This is a genomic window from Winogradskyella sp. UBA3174, from assembly GCF_002364335.1.
Taxonomy (GTDB): domain Bacteria; phylum Bacteroidota; class Bacteroidia; order Flavobacteriales; family Flavobacteriaceae; genus Winogradskyella.
Genome location: NZ_DEXW01000039.1, coordinates 73,045 through 89,857, shown reverse-complemented (window position 1 = coordinate 89,857; position 16,813 = coordinate 73,045). Strand labels below are relative to the sequence as shown.

Below are 16,813 nucleotides of genomic sequence, written 5' to 3'. Positions count from 1 at the left end.
TGGTTATAAGAGAGATATACTATCTAAAGATTTTTCAAAAAAATTAGAAAAGCAAATGGAAAAAGAGGGAGCTAAAAAATTCACCGAATTTTCACATCTTATTCCTACTAAAAAAATAGCAAACTATATTTTTCAAAATAATAAAGATTTAACTTTCACAGATAAGACAAGAGATTGGGGAATTAATCATGAAATGAACTCTAATGGTGCCGCTTACGCAGATCTAGATAATGATGGGGATCTAGACATAATAATTAACAATATAGATGATCAGGCATCTGTTTTTAGAAACAACAGTAATGGTGATTCAAACTTTTTAGATATTGTTTTAAAAAATAATAAAAAAGTACCTAGTGGAGCGAAAATTGAAATATTAGATAAAGATAATTATCAGGTATCCGAGCTTAAAAACGCAAAAGGGTATCAATCTATTTCAGAACGTAAAATCCATTTTGGATTAGGAGATAAAATCAAAGTCGATTCACTTCTTATTACATGGCCAAACGGAAAACAAACGCTTGTAGAGAATATTCAAATTAATATGAAGCATACTATAGATTTAGCTTCAGCAAATTTTAATTATATAAAAAAACAAGATAAACCAAATCAATATTTTCAAGATATAACTAATGCCATAAATATTAATTACGTACACAAAGAAAATGACTATAATGATTATGAGAAAGAAGTTCTTTTACCACATAAACTTTCTCAGGAAGGACCATTTTTCGATGTTGCAGATATTAATAACGATGGATTAGATGATTTTTTTATAGGGAGTGGAGTCGGTTATGCAGGAGAATTATTTATTCAAAAAAAGGGAGGAGAGTTTGTTTCGGTTAATAAAAGTGTATTTGCTAAAGATAAATTATGTGAAGATTTAGGAGTATTATTTTTCGATTATGATAAAGATGGAGATAAAGACCTTTATGTGGTTAGTGGAAGTAATGAGTATGAGCTAGATTCGCCATACTTACAAGATAGAGTCTACGAAAACGATGGAAAGGGTAACTTTCTTAAAACAACAAACGTTTTACCTGTAATGCAAGCAAGTGGCTCTTGTGTTAAAGCAGCAGATTATGATAAGGATGGAGATTTAGATCTATTTGTTGGAGGGTTTCTTATTCCAAATCAATACCCAAAACCAGGAAAAAGTTTTTTATTAGAGAATAGAGATGGAAAATTTATTGATGTAACTAAAGAAAAAGCAAAGGGACTTCAAAATATTGGTATGGTTAAAGCTGCAGAATTTGTAGATATTAATGCAGACAATAATTTAGATTTAGTAGTTACTGGGCAATGGATGCCAATAGAAATATATATTAATGATGGGACTCACTTTATTAATGAAACAGAAAGTTATGGTTTGGCAAACCAAGTAGGTTGGTGGAACTCATTATTAACTATAGACATAAATAAGGACGGCTATAAAGATATTGTAGCAGGAAATTTAGGGACAAACACAAAACATAAAGCCTCAGAAAAAGAACCCTTTAAAATTTATGCAAAAGATTTTGATAATAGCGGTACTAACGATGTGGTTTTAGGTTATTACAATGATGGAAAATTATATCCAGTAAGAGGAAAACAATGCAGTGCCCAGCAACTTCCTGAAATAGACGAAAAAGTTACATCTTATAATGAGTTTGGACTCTTAAAACTTGAAGAAATCTATGGTAAACAAAACTTAGAAAACGCCACAAGTTATGATGCGACCAATTTTAAATCAACGACTTTTATTAACTTAAAAGGGAAAAGTTTTGATATAGAATTCTTGCCAAACCAAGCACAATTAGCGCCAACTAACGGTATATTAAGTTTGAATATTAATAAAGACGATATACCAGACCTTTTATTAGTTGGCAACCACTATCCAGTAGAAGTAGAAACTGGACGTTACGATGCACATGTAGGCAATGTTTTAATTAATAACAACGATACTATGGACGTTGAAATTGTACCAGCTTTAAAATCTGGTTTTTTTGTCAATAAAGACTGTAGAGATATTGGTGAAATAAAAGTTAACGGTAAGTCTTGTATCATGGTGTCTTCGAACAGAGACGTTCTTAAGTTTTATTCTGTAGAATAATTTTAATATGTATTTAGTTTGTTAATAGCGAATCCGTTTACCGTCGATTTTTGTATATAAACGATTTGTACAATTCACATGATTGTGTTATCTATAATTAACATATTTTTAAGGAATTACTAACTTAAATATACATTATGAAAAAAAATTTACTCTTCACAATTTTAGCGTTTTGTTGCATAACCTTTGGTTTTTCTCAGGCAGATTGCGCAAGTGCATTAGCATTAACACCTGGTACACCACAAGCTGGTGATTCTACAGGTCAACCTGGATCTTTTGATGGTGGTGGAGCAGCACCAGCCAATCCTTGTAATGGCAATTACAATGATGATGAATATTGGTTTGAGTACACTGCTACTGAGACAGGTGAGACTTTACAGCTAGACATGACTGATATCACTCAAACTTGGGCAGGTATTTTTGTGTTAGATAATTGCCCAGATACAGCTCCAAATTGTGTTGTTTCAGCAGAAAATACTGGTGCCACAGCTGATCTGTCAGTTACAACTCCAGAGCTCGTTGCAGGGACAAGTTATAAAATAGTTATTTCAAATTGGGGAACACCAAACAATACTGCGTTTACGTTAACTTCTACTGTAATTCCAGCATTAACGTGTACTTCAGCAGTAGTGGATAGTGAAACTGTTGTTGATGATTGTGCTAACTCGCTATTTACTATAGATGTTGTTGTCTCAGGTGTAGGCGACGGAACAGTTATTAACGATGGAACAAGTACATATCCAATTGTTGCAGGAACATTAACAGTAGGACCTTATACCATTGGTGATGTAATTACTTTAACTGCTGAGCATTCGGATTCTGCTTGTGACTTTGCTATAGGAACTTATAGTTCGGGATGTCCACCTCCAAATGATGAGTGTGCAGGTGCAATAGCTATTGCATGTGCTGGTACTTATGTAGGAGATACAACTGCAGCTTCTCCAGAAGCAGTAGATCCAGGAACTTGTGGTACAACAGCAGGAACAGCAGGAGCAGTATGGTTTACATTTACGGGTGCCAATTCTAATGATGCAGGCGCAGCAATAGGTACAGTAGGGGATGATGTTACTTTAGATTTAACAGGATCAGCGTTTGATACAAAAATTAGAGTGTTTGAAGGTTCTTGTGCAGCTCTTGTTTGTGTAGATGGAGATGATGACGGAGGAGCAGGAACAACATCTTTACTTACTTTACCAGGTACTTTAGTTGGAACAGAATACTATGTATTAGTTCATGGATTCAATGCAAATGTAGGAGCATACACTTTAGCTGTAAGTTGTGTACCACCACCATTTTGTACTGGAACAGTAATAGATAGTTCAACAATAGTTGAGACCTGTGATCCAGATGGAACAGGAACTTTTGTAGTTGAGCATGTTGTTTCAGTTGCAGGAGATGCAGGAACAGTTTTAGATGATGGAGTAAATGCAGCAGTAGCTGTAACTGTAGGTACAGTAACAACAGGACCATATAATAGTGGAGATTCAGTAACAGTAGAACTTACGGGGCCAGACGCAGCTTGTGATTTCACAGTCGGCACATTTACGTTTACATGTCCACCACCACCACCTGCAAACGACGATTGTGCAAGTGCAGTGGCATTAACACCAGGCGCTCTTTATACTGATAATCCTTCTGATGGTACATTAGTTGGTGCTACTGATTCTGGTTTCACAAACTCTTGTGGTGGTGCATGGACAAATGATGTTTGGTATACTGTAGTAGTTCCTGCTTCAGGCGATCTTACTATAGAAACTGGTGCAGATGTTGCAACTGGCACAACTGGTAATGATACTGCTATGGAAGTTTATACAAGTGATACTGATTGTACAGGCGTATTTACATCTGTAGAATGTGACGATGATGATGCTGCAACTGGAGCATACTCTTTTATGGAGCTAACAGGTTTAACTGCTGGTGAGACTTTATACATAAGAGTATGGGGATTTGGTGATGATGAATTTGAGCCTTTTTCAATCTCTGCATTCAGTGCTTCATTAAGTGTTGATACTTTAGAAAACCAAGCTGCATTTACATATTTCCCTAACCCAGTTAAAAATACATTAACATTAAATGCTCAAAATAGCATTGAGAATGTTACTATGTACAATATGCTAGGTCAAGAAGTATTAAGAGCGACTCCTAATACTGTAGATAGTGAATTAGATATGTCTAATTTACAAACAGGTACTTATTTTGTTAAAGTAACTATAGCAAACGTTACTAAAACAATCAGAGTTATTAAGCAGTAAGCTTACAACTTATATAATTAGTAAAAGCCACCCATTGGGTGGCTTTTTCTTTTTTGGTTTAATTACATTTGTAATTATGAAGGATTTACAATTTTCATTTATTATTCCCGTTTTTAATAGACCTAATGAGATTAAAGAGCTTCTAGAGAGTTTTATTAATTTAGAGGGTAATACTGATTATGAAATTGTAATTGCAGAAGATGGCTCTACAGAGACTTCAGAAGCTGTAATTAATACGTTTAAAGATCAACTTCAAATATCTTATTATTTTAAATCTAATTCAGGACCTGGTGATTCTAGAAATTACGGCATGCAAAAAGCAAAAGGCAACTACTTTATTATATTAGACTCGGATGTTATTTTGCCTTCAAATTATTTAAAAGAAGTCATTATGTTTTTGAGTAACTCCTACTACGATTGCTTTGGTGGTCCAGATGCTGCGCATAGCTCATTTACAGATCTTCAAAAGGCTATTAACTTTGCAATGACCTCTTTTATTACAACAGGTGGCATAAGGGGAGGAAAACAGCAGGTTAATGATTTTCAGCCTAGAAGTTTTAATATGGGTATGTCTAAGGATGCTTTTTTAGCGTCTGGTGGTTTTGGTAAGATTCACCCAGGTGAAGATCCAGATTTATCTTTAAGACTTCATAAATTAGGTTTCAAAACAACATTAATAGAAACAGCTTTTGTATATCATAAACGTCGTATATCGTGGTCTAAGTTTTATAAACAAGTCCACAAATTTGGTATGGTAAGACCAATTCTTAACCAGTGGCATCCTAAATCTAAGAGTTTAGTGTACTGGTTTCCTACATTATTTAGCTTTGGTTTTATTGTTTCTGTGATTTTATTGTTTCTAAATATTCCACAAGCAATTTTTATATACCTTGTGTATTTTACAATTGCATTTGTTGTAGCATTATTATCTAACAAGAATATAACAGTTGCGATACAAGCTATGTTGGCAATTTTAATTCAGTTTTTTGGCTACGGCTTCGGGTTTATAAAATCAACGTTTAATTTAATTGTATTACGTAAAAATCCAGAAGACGCATTTCCTCATTTATTTTTTAAGTAAGATGAATTCTAAGAAAAGAGTAAACATAACAGATTATTTAAAAAGGAAGAATGTAAAACGTTTTAGCCTCTTTTTTATAATTGCTTTTGTTTTTTTAATTTTCTCTAAACTTTCTAACGACTATAAGCAAACAATAAAACTTAAATTAAACTTAGTCAACGTAGAAGATGAGATTATTCTTCAAAATGATTCCTTAAATACGATAAACGCTTTTATAGAGGCTAAAGGTTTTGCTTTTGTGCCTTTACTTTTTAAAAACTACAAGGATATTATCTTAGATGCAAAGACTGATCTAGTATCTAAACAAGGTTATTTTATTTTTGATGTACAAAAGAATAAATTCTTAATCGAGAATCAACTAGGCGAATCGTACAAGCTACTTTCGGTTAAACCAGATTCAATACTTTTAAAGTATTCAAAAAGAGCGTCCAAATTAATTCCAATAGTTTTAAAGAGCGATATAAATTTTGCTATAGGTTATGATGTAAAAGGGGATTATAAGTTAGATGTAGATAGTTTAAAAGTTGTAGGCTCAGCTAAGGAAGTAAATAAACTTATGTCAATGACAACTGAGCTCTTAAGTCTTAAAGGTATAAATGCTAATATAAATGAACAGGTTAATATAGATGTTTCTCAGTATAGCGGAATAGAGGTATTCCCTAAATCTGTTAATGTTAGCGCTATAGTAACACGTTTTACAGAAGGAAAAGTTAATGTACCTGTAACGATAATTAATAAACCAAAAACCATAGAAATTAATCACTTCCCTAAAACGGTTACACTATCATTTTATGCTGCTTTAGAAGCATATAGCTCAATAAAGGCTAATGATTTTATAGTAGAATGTGATTATTTAGATATCAGTGAAAACCAAACATATTTAGTGCCTAAAATAATTAAAAAACCAGATGTAGTTAAGCGTATAAATATGAAGCAAAAACGAATTGATTTTATAAAACTATAAGATGAAAATTGTTGGATTAACAGGTGGTATAGGCAGTGGTAAGACGACTATTGCGAATTACTTTAAATCTTTGGGTGTGCCAATTTATATTGCAGATAAAGAAGCAAAAGCATTAATGAACCGCTCTAAAGTCATTAAAAGAAAATTGAAAGAGCTATTTGGTGACGCTGCATATATTGAGGGTGAATTAAATAGACCGTTTTTAGCGTCACAAATTTTTGCAGATAAAGATTTACTTCAAAAAATGAATGCAATAGTACACCCTAAAGTAGCATCGCACTTTAGACGTTGGTTAAAAAAGCAAAAGGCGTCATATATTATAAAAGAGGTCGCAATTATATTTGAAAACAACTTAGAATCTCAATACGATTTTATTATTACTGTGGTTGCAGATGAAGCGATAAGAGTAGCGCGAGTATTAAAAAGAGATGATACGTCTAAAGATAAAATTAAGTCCATTATAAATAATCAATTACCAGATTCTGAAAAAATAAAAAAATCAGACTTCGTTATTATTAATGAGAATTTAGAATCAGCTAAGGTGAAAGTATTGGAAATTCACAATAAACTTACAGCAGTATTACAATAAAAGATATAACGCTCTTGTGTTAATGTAAGGTTAAACATAATTTGTCTAAATGTTAAAATGTTAAATTTGAATAATGGGTAAGAAGATATTCGTCTTATTAGTGGTATTAATGAGTTTATCGCTTGTAGGTATCATCTTTGTTCAGTCATTTTTTATTAATAATAGTTTAAAAAATAAGGAAGAAACTTTTACTTTAAGTGTAACAAGAGCTTTGAGTTTTGTGTCTAGAGATATAGAAGATCTTGAACTCAAAAAGTATATTAGTTTAATAAGACCTTTATTAGCACAACAAAAAGAGCCAGATACAACGATTATTAAAAAGCTCTATATTACTGCTGAAGATGATATTACTGATGAAACGATAGTACACCGAAATACAAGTGTAGAAGAGAGGTTTAAAGTACCATCATTGTTCTTTGAAATTGATGCAGACAGTATAAATGTTAGTAAACGTACTAAAGAACGTGTTACTGAAATTTATACTAATTCTCAAATAGATGGTGATCGGTCTATTAAACCAAAGCAGCGTTTAGTTGAGATTTCTTCAATGTCTAAAATAGATAAACAGACTTACGAAGAATCATTTAAAGACTTGTTAAAAAGAGTACCTATTTATAAAAGAGTTACAAAACAACAGGTAGAAACTTTATTAGAAAGAGAGCTAAAAGGAGAAGGTATAGATTTAGATTTTGAGTTTTCTATATATGATACTGATTTAGCAACCACAGTACAAACTGTGAATTTTCAAAAAAACCCAGAAAGTACAACAGGTGTTCTTGTTTTTTTGGATAACAATAACGAAAGTAGCTATAGTTTATATGTAGATTTTCCGAATAGAAAAAAATACTTGTTATCCTCAATATTATGGATGGTCGTACTTTCTATCGTTTTTACTGGCATTATTATTGTTGCTTATTCTAGTGCTATTTATCAGCTAATTAAGCAACGTCAAATATCTCAGATAAAAACTGATTTTATTAATAATATGACGCACGAGTTTAAGACGCCTATAGCAACCATAAACTTGGCCTTAGATTCTATTAAGAATCCAAAGATAATTGGTGATCAAGAAAAGGTAATGCGGTATTTAAGAATGATTAAAGAGGAAAATAAACGGATGCATGCTCAGGTAGAGAACGTATTACGTATCTCTAAATTAGAAAAAAATGAGCTCAATATAAGTAAGGAAAGCTTAGAGTTACACGACATAATAGAAGATGCAATGACTCATGTAGAGTTAATTGTAGAAGATAGACAAGGTGAATTAAAGTGCCATTTAGATGCTGATAAATCATCAATTTTAGCTAACGAAACACATTTTACAAATGTGATTGTTAATGTTTTAGATAATGCGATTAAGTATTCGGATGATAAACCAAAGATTGATATTTATACAGAAAACGTTGGTAACAGTATTATTGTAAAAATAGTAGACCATGGTAACGGAATGTCTAAACAAGTAGTAAAACGTGTGTTTGAGAAGTTTTACAGAGAACACACAGGTAATGTACACAACGTAAAAGGTCATGGGCTTGGTTTAGCTTATGTAAAACGAATAATAGATGACCATCAAGGTCATATCTCAGTAGAAAGTGAAAAAGGAAAAGGCAGTACTTTTATTATAAAAATGCCATTAATATCATAAAAACGAATTATGGAAGAACAAAACAAAAAAATTCTTTTGGTAGAAGATGATCCCAATTTTGGAACCGTTTTAAAAGATTATTTAATGATGAACGATTATGACGTTGTCCATGCCAAGAATGGAATGGAAGGTTTTGAGAAGTTCAAAAAAGACGATTATGACCTTTGTATTTTAGATGTAATGATGCCTTATAAAGACGGGTTTACATTAGCGAAGGAAATAAGAGAAAAAAATACCGATGTGCCAATCGTTTTTTTAACGGCTAAAGCCATGAAAGAAGATGTCCTTAAAGGTTACAAAGTTGGTGCTGACGATTATCTGAATAAGCCATTTGATAGTGAAGTTCTTTTAATGAAGATTAAAGCTATAATACAGCGTAAAGCTACAGATACATTAGCAGATAGTAAACAATTTGAATTTACAATTGGTCGTTTCGAATTAAATTCTAAACTACGTTTTTTAAAATTTGATGGTGGTGATCCGTCAAAATTATCTCCTAAAGAGAACGAATTATTACGTCTTTTAGCTTTGCATGAAAATGATTTAATGCCTAGAGAGCTTGCATTGACTAAAATTTGGAGAGATGATAATTATTTTACATCTCGTAGTATGGATGTTTATATAGCCAAGCTACGTAAGTATTTAAAACCAGACCCGGAAGTAGAAATTTTGAATATACATGGTGAAGGTTTTAGACTAGTGATAAACAATAAGTAATTAATTACTTAATGATATTAATGTAAAATCCAACTTTAATTAGTTGGATTTTTTTTTATTACTTTTTCTATAAAGTTTACGATGTCACTAGTGTCACATTTATAATTAAACCATTTAATAGAGGTGTCTTTTCTAAACCAAGTTAACTGACGTTTTGCAAATCGTCTTGTGTTTTTTTTTATTTCAGAAATGGCGAAATCTAAGGTGTACTCATCATTAAAATATTTAAAGAGCTCTTTATAACCGACTGTATTTAGTGCATTTAAATCTTTATACTTATACAAACTCTTGGCCTCTTCAAGTAATCCATTCTCAAGCATTATATCTACACGCTGGTTAATTCTATCATATATAACAGGTCTTTCTGCCTCCAAACCAATAGTTATGGTTTTGAATGGACGTTTTTTTTCAGGATTTGTGAGAAAAGATGAATATGGCTTACCAGTGCCAATACAAATCTCTAAGGCTCTAATAACGCGTTGTGGATTATCTATCGCAATGGTTTTATAACCTTCAAAATCTAAATTCTTAAGCTGCTCTTGTAGTGTATTTAGGCCTTCGTCTTCGATTTTTTTATTGAGTTGGGTTCTAATATTCGGATCAACCTCAGGAAAATAATCTAAGCCTTTAGTGAGAGCTTTTACATATAAGCCAGAACCACCAACCATAACTACGACAGAACTTTTTTGATGTAGCTCTTTTATTTTAGAAATTGAAACACGTTCAAAATCACCAACATTAAAATGATCTTGAATTGATTTATGCTGAATAAAATGATGTGGAGCACTAGTGAGTTCTTCTTCAGAAGGTATTGCTGTACCAATAGACATTTCTTTATAGAACTGACGCGAGTCGGCAGATACAATTTCAGAATTAAAATGCTTCGCCAATTTTATACTTAATGTGGTTTTGCCAATTGCTGTTGGTCCTACAATTGCGATTACATAATTTGGGGATATCTTATCCATTAATAAATCTACGCTTTAATGATGGAGTTGATGGCCGCAATTATAGCAGAAATCTGAATTATCTCTGTGGTTTGAAACATTGCAATTGTCACAATGTTGAGAATTAAGATGAATTGCAATATTACTATCAACCTGCTTATTAAGATTTTCATTCTTTAAATCCTCATTTTCTTTATCAGCTTTTTGGCTACTTCTAACATACTCAGCAGATACTATTCCCGTTGGTACGGCTATGATTCCGTAACCTAAAATCATGATGAAAGTTGTTATTAATTGTCCTAAGGCTGTTTGTGGTGCAATATCTCCAAACCCTACAGTAGTCAGCGTTACAACACACCAATAGACACTTTTTGGGATGTTATCAAAACCGTTGGCCTCACCTTCAACTAAATACATAATAGTTCCGAAAATAACTGAGGAAATCATTATTGCAAATAGGAAAACCATGATTTTTAGACGACTTGCAATAATAGAATCCTTTAATTGATTTGATGCTCCTAAATAACGCGCTAATTTTAAAATTCTAAAAACTCTGAGTAATCTTAAGGCTCTTAAGGTTACTAAAGCTTGTGAACCTGCAAAAAAGAAGGCTAAATACATTGGTATAGTAGAAAGAAAATCTATAATGCCAAAAAAGCTAAAAATGTATTTTAGTGGTTTTTTAACACTAACGATTCTTAAAATGTATTCTAGCGAGAATAATATTGTAACAACCCATTCACCAATATATAAGAGTTCATGGTATTTTTTGTCTATACTATTAACACTTTCTAGCATTACTAAAACAATACTTAGTAAAATAAAGACTAATAATAGAACGTCAAATACTTTCCCAATAGGTGTATCTGCTTCATAAATAATTTCATGAAGTTTAGTTTTCCAGGTATGTTTATTATTCGATTCCATGTTTTAAATGTACAAAAAGTAAAACTATTGCTTTTCGAATACTATAACTGTATTTTTTTGTGTTTCTACTATCTTATTCATGAAATTTTTCAAACTCTGATAAAATTTTGGATCATAAATGGCTTTATCAAAATTAACTTTAAAGTGCAATGTGAGTTGATTGTCTTGAAGTTTTGTGTTAAATATAAAACTACCTGATTTATCAGGTAATCTATAAGTAAAATCTTGTGGAGTCTCAATTATTTTCAGATTATCCTTTATATCTATAAGTAGTATATAGGAGTAAGTATCTTTATAACCAAAGTCTATTGGGTAAGTTCTTTGCTGAAGCTTAAAAGGGTTTTCGGTAAAAAACTTTATCAAAAATGGATTCAAATATATTTTATTACCTAAATATTCAGGCTCAAGAGATAGTTTGATTTTCTCGTTAAATTCGTACTTGTTTTTATTAAAATCTACAACCTCATGTTCATCTATCTCAAAATCGGAATAGTTATTCGCTTTCTTCTCTTTATAACTTTCACTATTTTCATTAAAACTACGTTTGAGATTGTGCGAATGATATCCAGTGAATTTGCTTTCTATTTCACCTTTAAACATGTCGTTCTCAAAAGTGTCTATTAATACTTTATGTTGTCTTAATGAATTCTCAGAAACTGTTATATTTTGCCAATAGCTGCCATCTTCAAAGTCAATTAATCTACCATATTGGTTGAGGCATTTAAAAGGTAATTCACCAAATGATAAATAAGGATCAGTTGCATCTAAGAAATAATCTTTGTCACCTATTGTAGTTTTTAAAATAACGTAATTAAAATCCGTGAGTACAGGGTATATTTTTGTTGCTAAGCCATTGGCACGTGTAGACATTAATATAGGAAATACTTTAAACCCTTCATTTGTTAGTAGATTTTCTAACAATAAGTTAATTTCAAAAGTACTACCAGTTTTTTCCTTATTCAAAGTTTTTACTGAAACATCATAGCGTTCAGATTTACCATTCCATTTGTAATTATCGAGTATGAATTGATGTATAGCTTTTGCTTTATCTAAGTCTTCATCAAGCGATGTGATACTTTTTGGTAAAACATTTTTTGCAAGACTTTTTTTGCTTAATTGCTTGCCAAAGTCCGAGTTTGTATTAAGTTCTTTGTCAACAATTTTCCAAGTTTTGGTTAGTTTATCAATGCTGCCATCAAAACCTTGTATTACACTTAATTCGTATTCTATTCTAGCAGTATAGTTTAAAGCAGTGGTTGTAAACCCTTCAGGCTTATATGCAGGTACATCCTTCATTACATATTTTGCTTCAGAACAATCGGCACCTACATCCCCATTTATTATAATACAATTTTTTTCAATGTGTGTATCATGAGTTTCAAGGGGGATTGATCCTACCAGTTTTATGTTGTATTCATAATTACCAGGAATACTTGTATTATATTCACTATAAATTACGGGATCTGGACCTTGAAAATACCACGGTTGAAACTTTGACATAAAACGAGATTGGGTTTCGTAACTCACAGTAATAACACTTCCAACTTTTACATTAGGTAAAATAAATTTTACGAGTGTATAATCTTCATTTTCCTCTTCAAAAACAGCTTTAGAGTCCATTTTTGTTTTCACAATATTGTCGTTCTCTAAATTGTAAGTTGTCCCTCTAATATTTAGAATTTTTTCTTTTGAAGATTTTCCTTTATAGAGTTTTATTTCAAATTCACCTCTTTCTATACCTTCTGTTCTTAATATTTTTATCTTTTGTTGCATTTGCACTCTAAGCCAAAATGTTTCTTTATCAATAAAACTATTGCCATAATCATATATAACAACCGCACTTGCTGTTGAATCTTTGGCATAAGAAGTTAGTTCTAAATCGCTTTTTGAAACAGGCATTCCTGGATTAAAACCTTGAGAAAAAACTAAAAAGGGAATGATAAGTGTAAATAGGGTTAATTTTATTTTCATTTATTATTTTTTAATTCAACAATTTTAAGTCTCTTGTTTCGTCTCATATAGCTTTGTATAATATGTTGTGTGTCTCTATTATTTTCCATCGGAGTAATTAGATTAGACAGTATATCTCTGTTGTTAATTTGATGATTTAAATTAAAAAAACCAATACCTTTAAATATTCCCCCTTCAATAAGAATGACACTTTTTTCATCTATAGCTCTGCCACGATCTATAAGAATCATGTCTCTGTTTTGGTAGCTGTTTTGTTCAATAACATTAAGAGCACGCTTATTATAGTCTAAAGGAGTTTCTTCTTTAATGCAAGCTCCATGACATTCTTTAATACTATATCTAAAGCAACCTGATTTAGATTTTGATAAACCACTAAATTTTTCACATAACTCATAAGTCTCAACCATTCTATTCATAAAGGCTATTGCACCTTGTCTATTTGTAAAAGTGGTAATAGGCTTTTCGTCTTTTTTAAGTGGACTAATTTTTAAATTTAGGTAACCATCTGCATCTATAAAACTATATAAACCTTGTGAAAATATATTACGCTTTAATGCACGGTTATGAATAGGCTTATTGGTCTTAATCTCCTCATTTTCTTTTAAAAGCGCAACTAATTCGCTTCCTGTTTTTTCATAAGTTACTGCTGCAACTTGTAGTTGAATTTTTTTTGATTTGGAATTGGTATTAGTGAAATGTTGCGTAATGCGTTTTCTAATGTTATTGCTTTTACCAATATAAATTATATTACCATTAGCATCGTGTATATAATAAACACCAGTGTCGCTTGGTAATTCTTCAATTATTTCTGTAAGTTTTGGTGCTATTTTAGACTGCTGCTCTGATTTTACAGCAGCTCTAATAATGACTTTGTCTAAATCTTTATGCAATAACATTTTAAACAGCTTTACAGTAGCCATAGCATCTCCATTAGCGCGATGTCTATCACTTACAGGAATACCCAATGCTCTGGCTAGTTTGCCCAAGCTGTAAGATTCCATATCTGGTATAAGTTGTTTAGATAGCTCTACAGTACATAGTGTTTTGCGTTTAAAAGGGAAACCAAGACGTTTAAATTCTGTTTTAAGAATTCTATAATCAAAATCTGCATTGTGAGCAACAAGAATACAGTCTTCCGTAATTTCTACAATGCGCTTTGCTACCTCATAAAATTTAGGAGCGGTTCTAAGCATTTTAGAATTAATACCAGTAAGATTAACAACAAAAGGCTGAATTTCTCGCTCGGGATTTACTAAAGAAATAAATTGATCTGTGACTTTATGTCCATCAAACTGATAGATAGCAATTTCTGTAATGCCTTCTTCGTTAAATTTGCCACCAGTGGTTTCTATGTCTAGTATTGTGTAAATTGTTTAAGATATTTATTATTAAGTCGAAGGTAACATTAATGCTTACGACTTATAATTAATTATTATAATTTCGAGCTCCAAAGATACTACTTCCTACACGAATCATTGTACTTCCACAATCAATTGCTAAATTGAAGTCACCGCTCATTCCCATACTAATGGTTATGAGTTTTGAGTTAAGAGTTTTGAGATCTTTAAAAGTTGATTTTAAGTAGTTAAATTCTTTTTCAACCTGTGTCATATCTTCTGTGAAAGTAGCCATGCCCATAAGTCCAACGATATTTGTATTCTCTAATGCTAAAAATTCCTCAGATTGGAGTAGTGAAGTAGCCTCTTCTTTAGACATCCCGAATTTACTATCCTCTTCTGCGATCTTAATCTGAAGTAAGCAATCAATTATTCGATTGTGTTTTTTAGCTTGCTTATTAATTTCGTTTAATAATTTGAAACTATCTACACCATGAATTAAGTTTACAAATTCGGCCATGTATTTTACTTTATTACGCTGCACATGACCAATCATATGCCATTGAATATCTTTTGGCATTTCGGTGAACTTCCCTGCCATTTCTTGGATTTTGTTTTCCCCAAAAATGCGCTGACCTATATCGTAAGCTTCCATTAAATCACTAATAGGTTTTGTTTTAGAAACTGCGACTAGTGAAACATGTTTTGGTAAGCTAGATTTTATTTTTGTAAGATTTTCTTTTATACTCATAAATTATTTTTGTGTTAATGCAAAGTAAATAACATATAACCAACTAAAAACACCGTGAATAATAGCTAGTAATATAGATTTGTTTCTATCCCAAGATGTGACAACAGCTAATACACTGCCAAGGCCAATACCACTTTTAACTACAGTATTATTAATACCAATTGTTTCTGTATGTGCAAAAGCATCTAAGCTGATGAATAATATAAATAATAAAATAGAATAATGTTTTTTCATATATAAGTGTTAGTATTCGTAAATGGTTATTCCACTTCTTAGTTTTGGTAATATATAAGTGCTTTTAGGAGGCATTTTTAAACCTTCATTTGCAATCTGCTTCATTTGAGTAATAGTAGCTGGGCACATACCAAACCCTACTTTAAACTTACCACTGTCTACACTACTTTTAATCGTAATCATTTCGTGCTTACCATTAACGTATTCAATTCTATTATCAGTCCTTAAATCTTCAATTCCAAGAATTGGTTTCAATATAGTTTTGTAAAGTAATTGCGCATCAAGTTCATCTAAAGATGTATTAAACTCATAATTTGTTTTACGTAAATACAAAGAATAAAATTCCCCATCTAAATACATGCTAAAATGATGTGGTTTAGATGGGGAATATGGCATTAGACCTCTATTTTCAATCCGAAAAAAACCGTCTAATTTAATTAAAAATACTTCTTTGGTTAGTCCGTTTAAATCTTTAATTAGTCGGTTAAATTCTTGTATAACCAAATTTGATTCAGGAATAAGGTAAGACATAAAGAAGTTGTAAGATTCACTTCCATTATGTTTTGAGTTTTTTTCTTTTTCATCTTTATATAATAAATATGAAGAAGAAGACCTATGATGACCATCAGCTATATATATGGTCTGCATAGTTTTAAATTCGGTTTGTATGGTTGCAATCGTATCTTCATCATCTATTTTCCATAAATAATGCGTATCTCTATAGGTCATGGTAAATTCAAATTCAGCATAACCCTTTTGAGCTTCTTCTATTATTTTAGAAATAATTGGGTTGTCAGGGTAGGTAAGAAGTACAGGTTCCGCGTTAAAACCAACAGTTTGTATATAGCTTTTAAAAGTTTCTTCGCGTTTAGCTAAGGTGTCTTCATGTTTTTTAATAATGTCTTTTTCATAGTCCTCAGCACTTGTAGCGGCTATTATGCCATTAAATGCTTGTCCAAGTCTATTCACTATTTTATAAACATAAAATGAAGGCTTTTCATCTTGGATAAAAATACCATCTTCTTTAAATTCTAAATAACGATTTTTAACCAGATTGTAGCGCTCGGTGCCTGTAACCTCCTGATCGTATTTATAACCAGGATTAACGATGTGTAAGAAACTGAATGGATTGTAATCCATACGGGATTCACGCTCATTTACTGTATAACTTTGATAAGGGCGTGCAGCAACAAGACCAACAATAGCTCGTGTTGGTCTTACTGCTTTAAATGGAATTATTTCTGCCATAAAATTAGTAATTAGTAAAAAAAGGCATTAGTGTCTTATTACTAATTCCTAATCACTTTGT

At 31.6% G+C, this 16,813-nt stretch carries 14 protein-coding genes; 7 read left to right on the top strand and 7 right to left on the bottom strand.

Features of this window, described 5'->3' with window-relative positions; all coding sequences use genetic code 11:
• The 7 genes from B2U95_RS06235 to B2U95_RS06205 all read left to right on the top strand — a co-directional run.
• Positions 1-2,089, top strand: a 2,089-nt coding sequence (locus tag B2U95_RS06235; protein WP_296313873.1) for a VCBS repeat-containing protein, incomplete at its 5' end; no start/stop codon positions are given.
• A gap of 137 nt (positions 2,090-2,226) precedes the next feature.
• Positions 2,227-4,341 (top strand): T9SS type A sorting domain-containing protein, encoded by a 2,115-nt coding sequence (locus tag B2U95_RS06230; protein ID WP_296313872.1) that lies wholly within the window; start codon positions 2,227-2,229, stop codon positions 4,339-4,341.
• A gap of 76 nt (positions 4,342-4,417) precedes the next feature.
• On the top strand, positions 4,418-5,422 hold the full coding sequence (locus B2U95_RS06225) for a glycosyltransferase (protein WP_296313871.1): 1,005 nt from the start codon (positions 4,418-4,420) through the stop codon (positions 5,420-5,422).
• 1 nt (position 5,423) lies between these two features.
• Entirely contained in the window at positions 5,424-6,386 is a 963-nt protein-coding gene (locus B2U95_RS06220; RefSeq protein ID WP_296313869.1) for a hypothetical protein, read from the top strand.
• A 1-nt stretch (position 6,387) separates the two neighbouring features.
• The gene (gene coaE / locus B2U95_RS06215) at positions 6,388-6,975 is read left to right on the top strand and encodes a dephospho-CoA kinase (protein WP_296313867.1); all 588 of its coding nucleotides are present in this window, start codon (positions 6,388-6,390) and stop codon (positions 6,973-6,975) included.
• A gap of 73 nt (positions 6,976-7,048) precedes the next feature.
• Entirely contained in the window at positions 7,049-8,620 is a 1,572-nt protein-coding gene (locus B2U95_RS06210) for a sensor histidine kinase (protein WP_296313866.1), read from the top strand.
• A 9-nt stretch (positions 8,621-8,629) separates the two neighbouring features.
• The gene (locus B2U95_RS06205; RefSeq protein ID WP_296313864.1) at positions 8,630-9,337 is read left to right on the top strand and encodes a response regulator transcription factor; all 708 of its coding nucleotides are present in this window, start codon (positions 8,630-8,632) and stop codon (positions 9,335-9,337) included.
• Positions 9,338-9,372: 35 nt separating this feature from the next.
• Here B2U95_RS06205 and miaA read toward each other — a convergent pair whose 3' ends face one another.
• Genes miaA through B2U95_RS06170 form a run of 7 tightly spaced genes read right to left on the bottom strand, consistent with a single transcriptional unit; the run spans position 9,373 to position 16,752 of the window.
• Complete coding sequence (miaA, locus tag B2U95_RS06200) at positions 9,373-10,305, bottom strand: tRNA (adenosine(37)-N6)-dimethylallyltransferase MiaA (RefSeq protein ID WP_296313862.1); 933 nt, start codon at positions 10,303-10,305, stop codon at positions 9,373-9,375.
• Positions 10,306-10,320: 15 nt separating this feature from the next.
• Positions 10,321-11,211, bottom strand: coding sequence for an ion transporter (locus tag B2U95_RS06195; protein ID WP_296313860.1), 891 nt, complete (start codon positions 11,209-11,211; stop codon positions 10,321-10,323).
• Between the two features lie 24 nt (positions 11,212-11,235).
• A complete protein-coding gene (locus tag B2U95_RS06190; protein ID WP_296313858.1) occupies positions 11,236-13,182 on the bottom strand; it encodes a DUF3857 domain-containing protein in 1,947 nt (648 codons plus the stop codon).
• Positions 13,179-14,552: an exonuclease domain-containing protein gene (locus B2U95_RS06185; protein ID WP_296313962.1), complete on the bottom strand. Its 1,374-nt coding sequence runs from the start codon at positions 14,550-14,552 to the stop codon at positions 13,179-13,181. The genes B2U95_RS06190 and B2U95_RS06185 overlap by 4 nt, the downstream gene beginning before the upstream one ends.
• Positions 14,553-14,607: 55 nt before the next feature.
• Positions 14,608-15,270: a YggS family pyridoxal phosphate-dependent enzyme gene (locus B2U95_RS06180; RefSeq protein ID WP_296313857.1), complete on the bottom strand. Its 663-nt coding sequence runs from the start codon at positions 15,268-15,270 to the stop codon at positions 14,608-14,610.
• A gap of 3 nt (positions 15,271-15,273) precedes the next feature.
• Positions 15,274-15,504 carry a hypothetical protein gene (locus tag B2U95_RS06175; protein WP_296313856.1) on the bottom strand — a complete coding sequence of 77 codons (231 nt, stop codon included), beginning with the start codon at positions 15,502-15,504 and terminating at the stop codon, positions 15,274-15,276.
• Positions 15,505-15,513: 9 nt separating this feature from the next.
• On the bottom strand, positions 15,514-16,752 hold the full coding sequence (locus B2U95_RS06170) for a DUF1015 domain-containing protein (protein WP_296313854.1): 1,239 nt from the start codon (positions 16,750-16,752) through the stop codon (positions 15,514-15,516).
• Between the last annotated feature and the right edge of the window lie 61 nt (positions 16,753-16,813).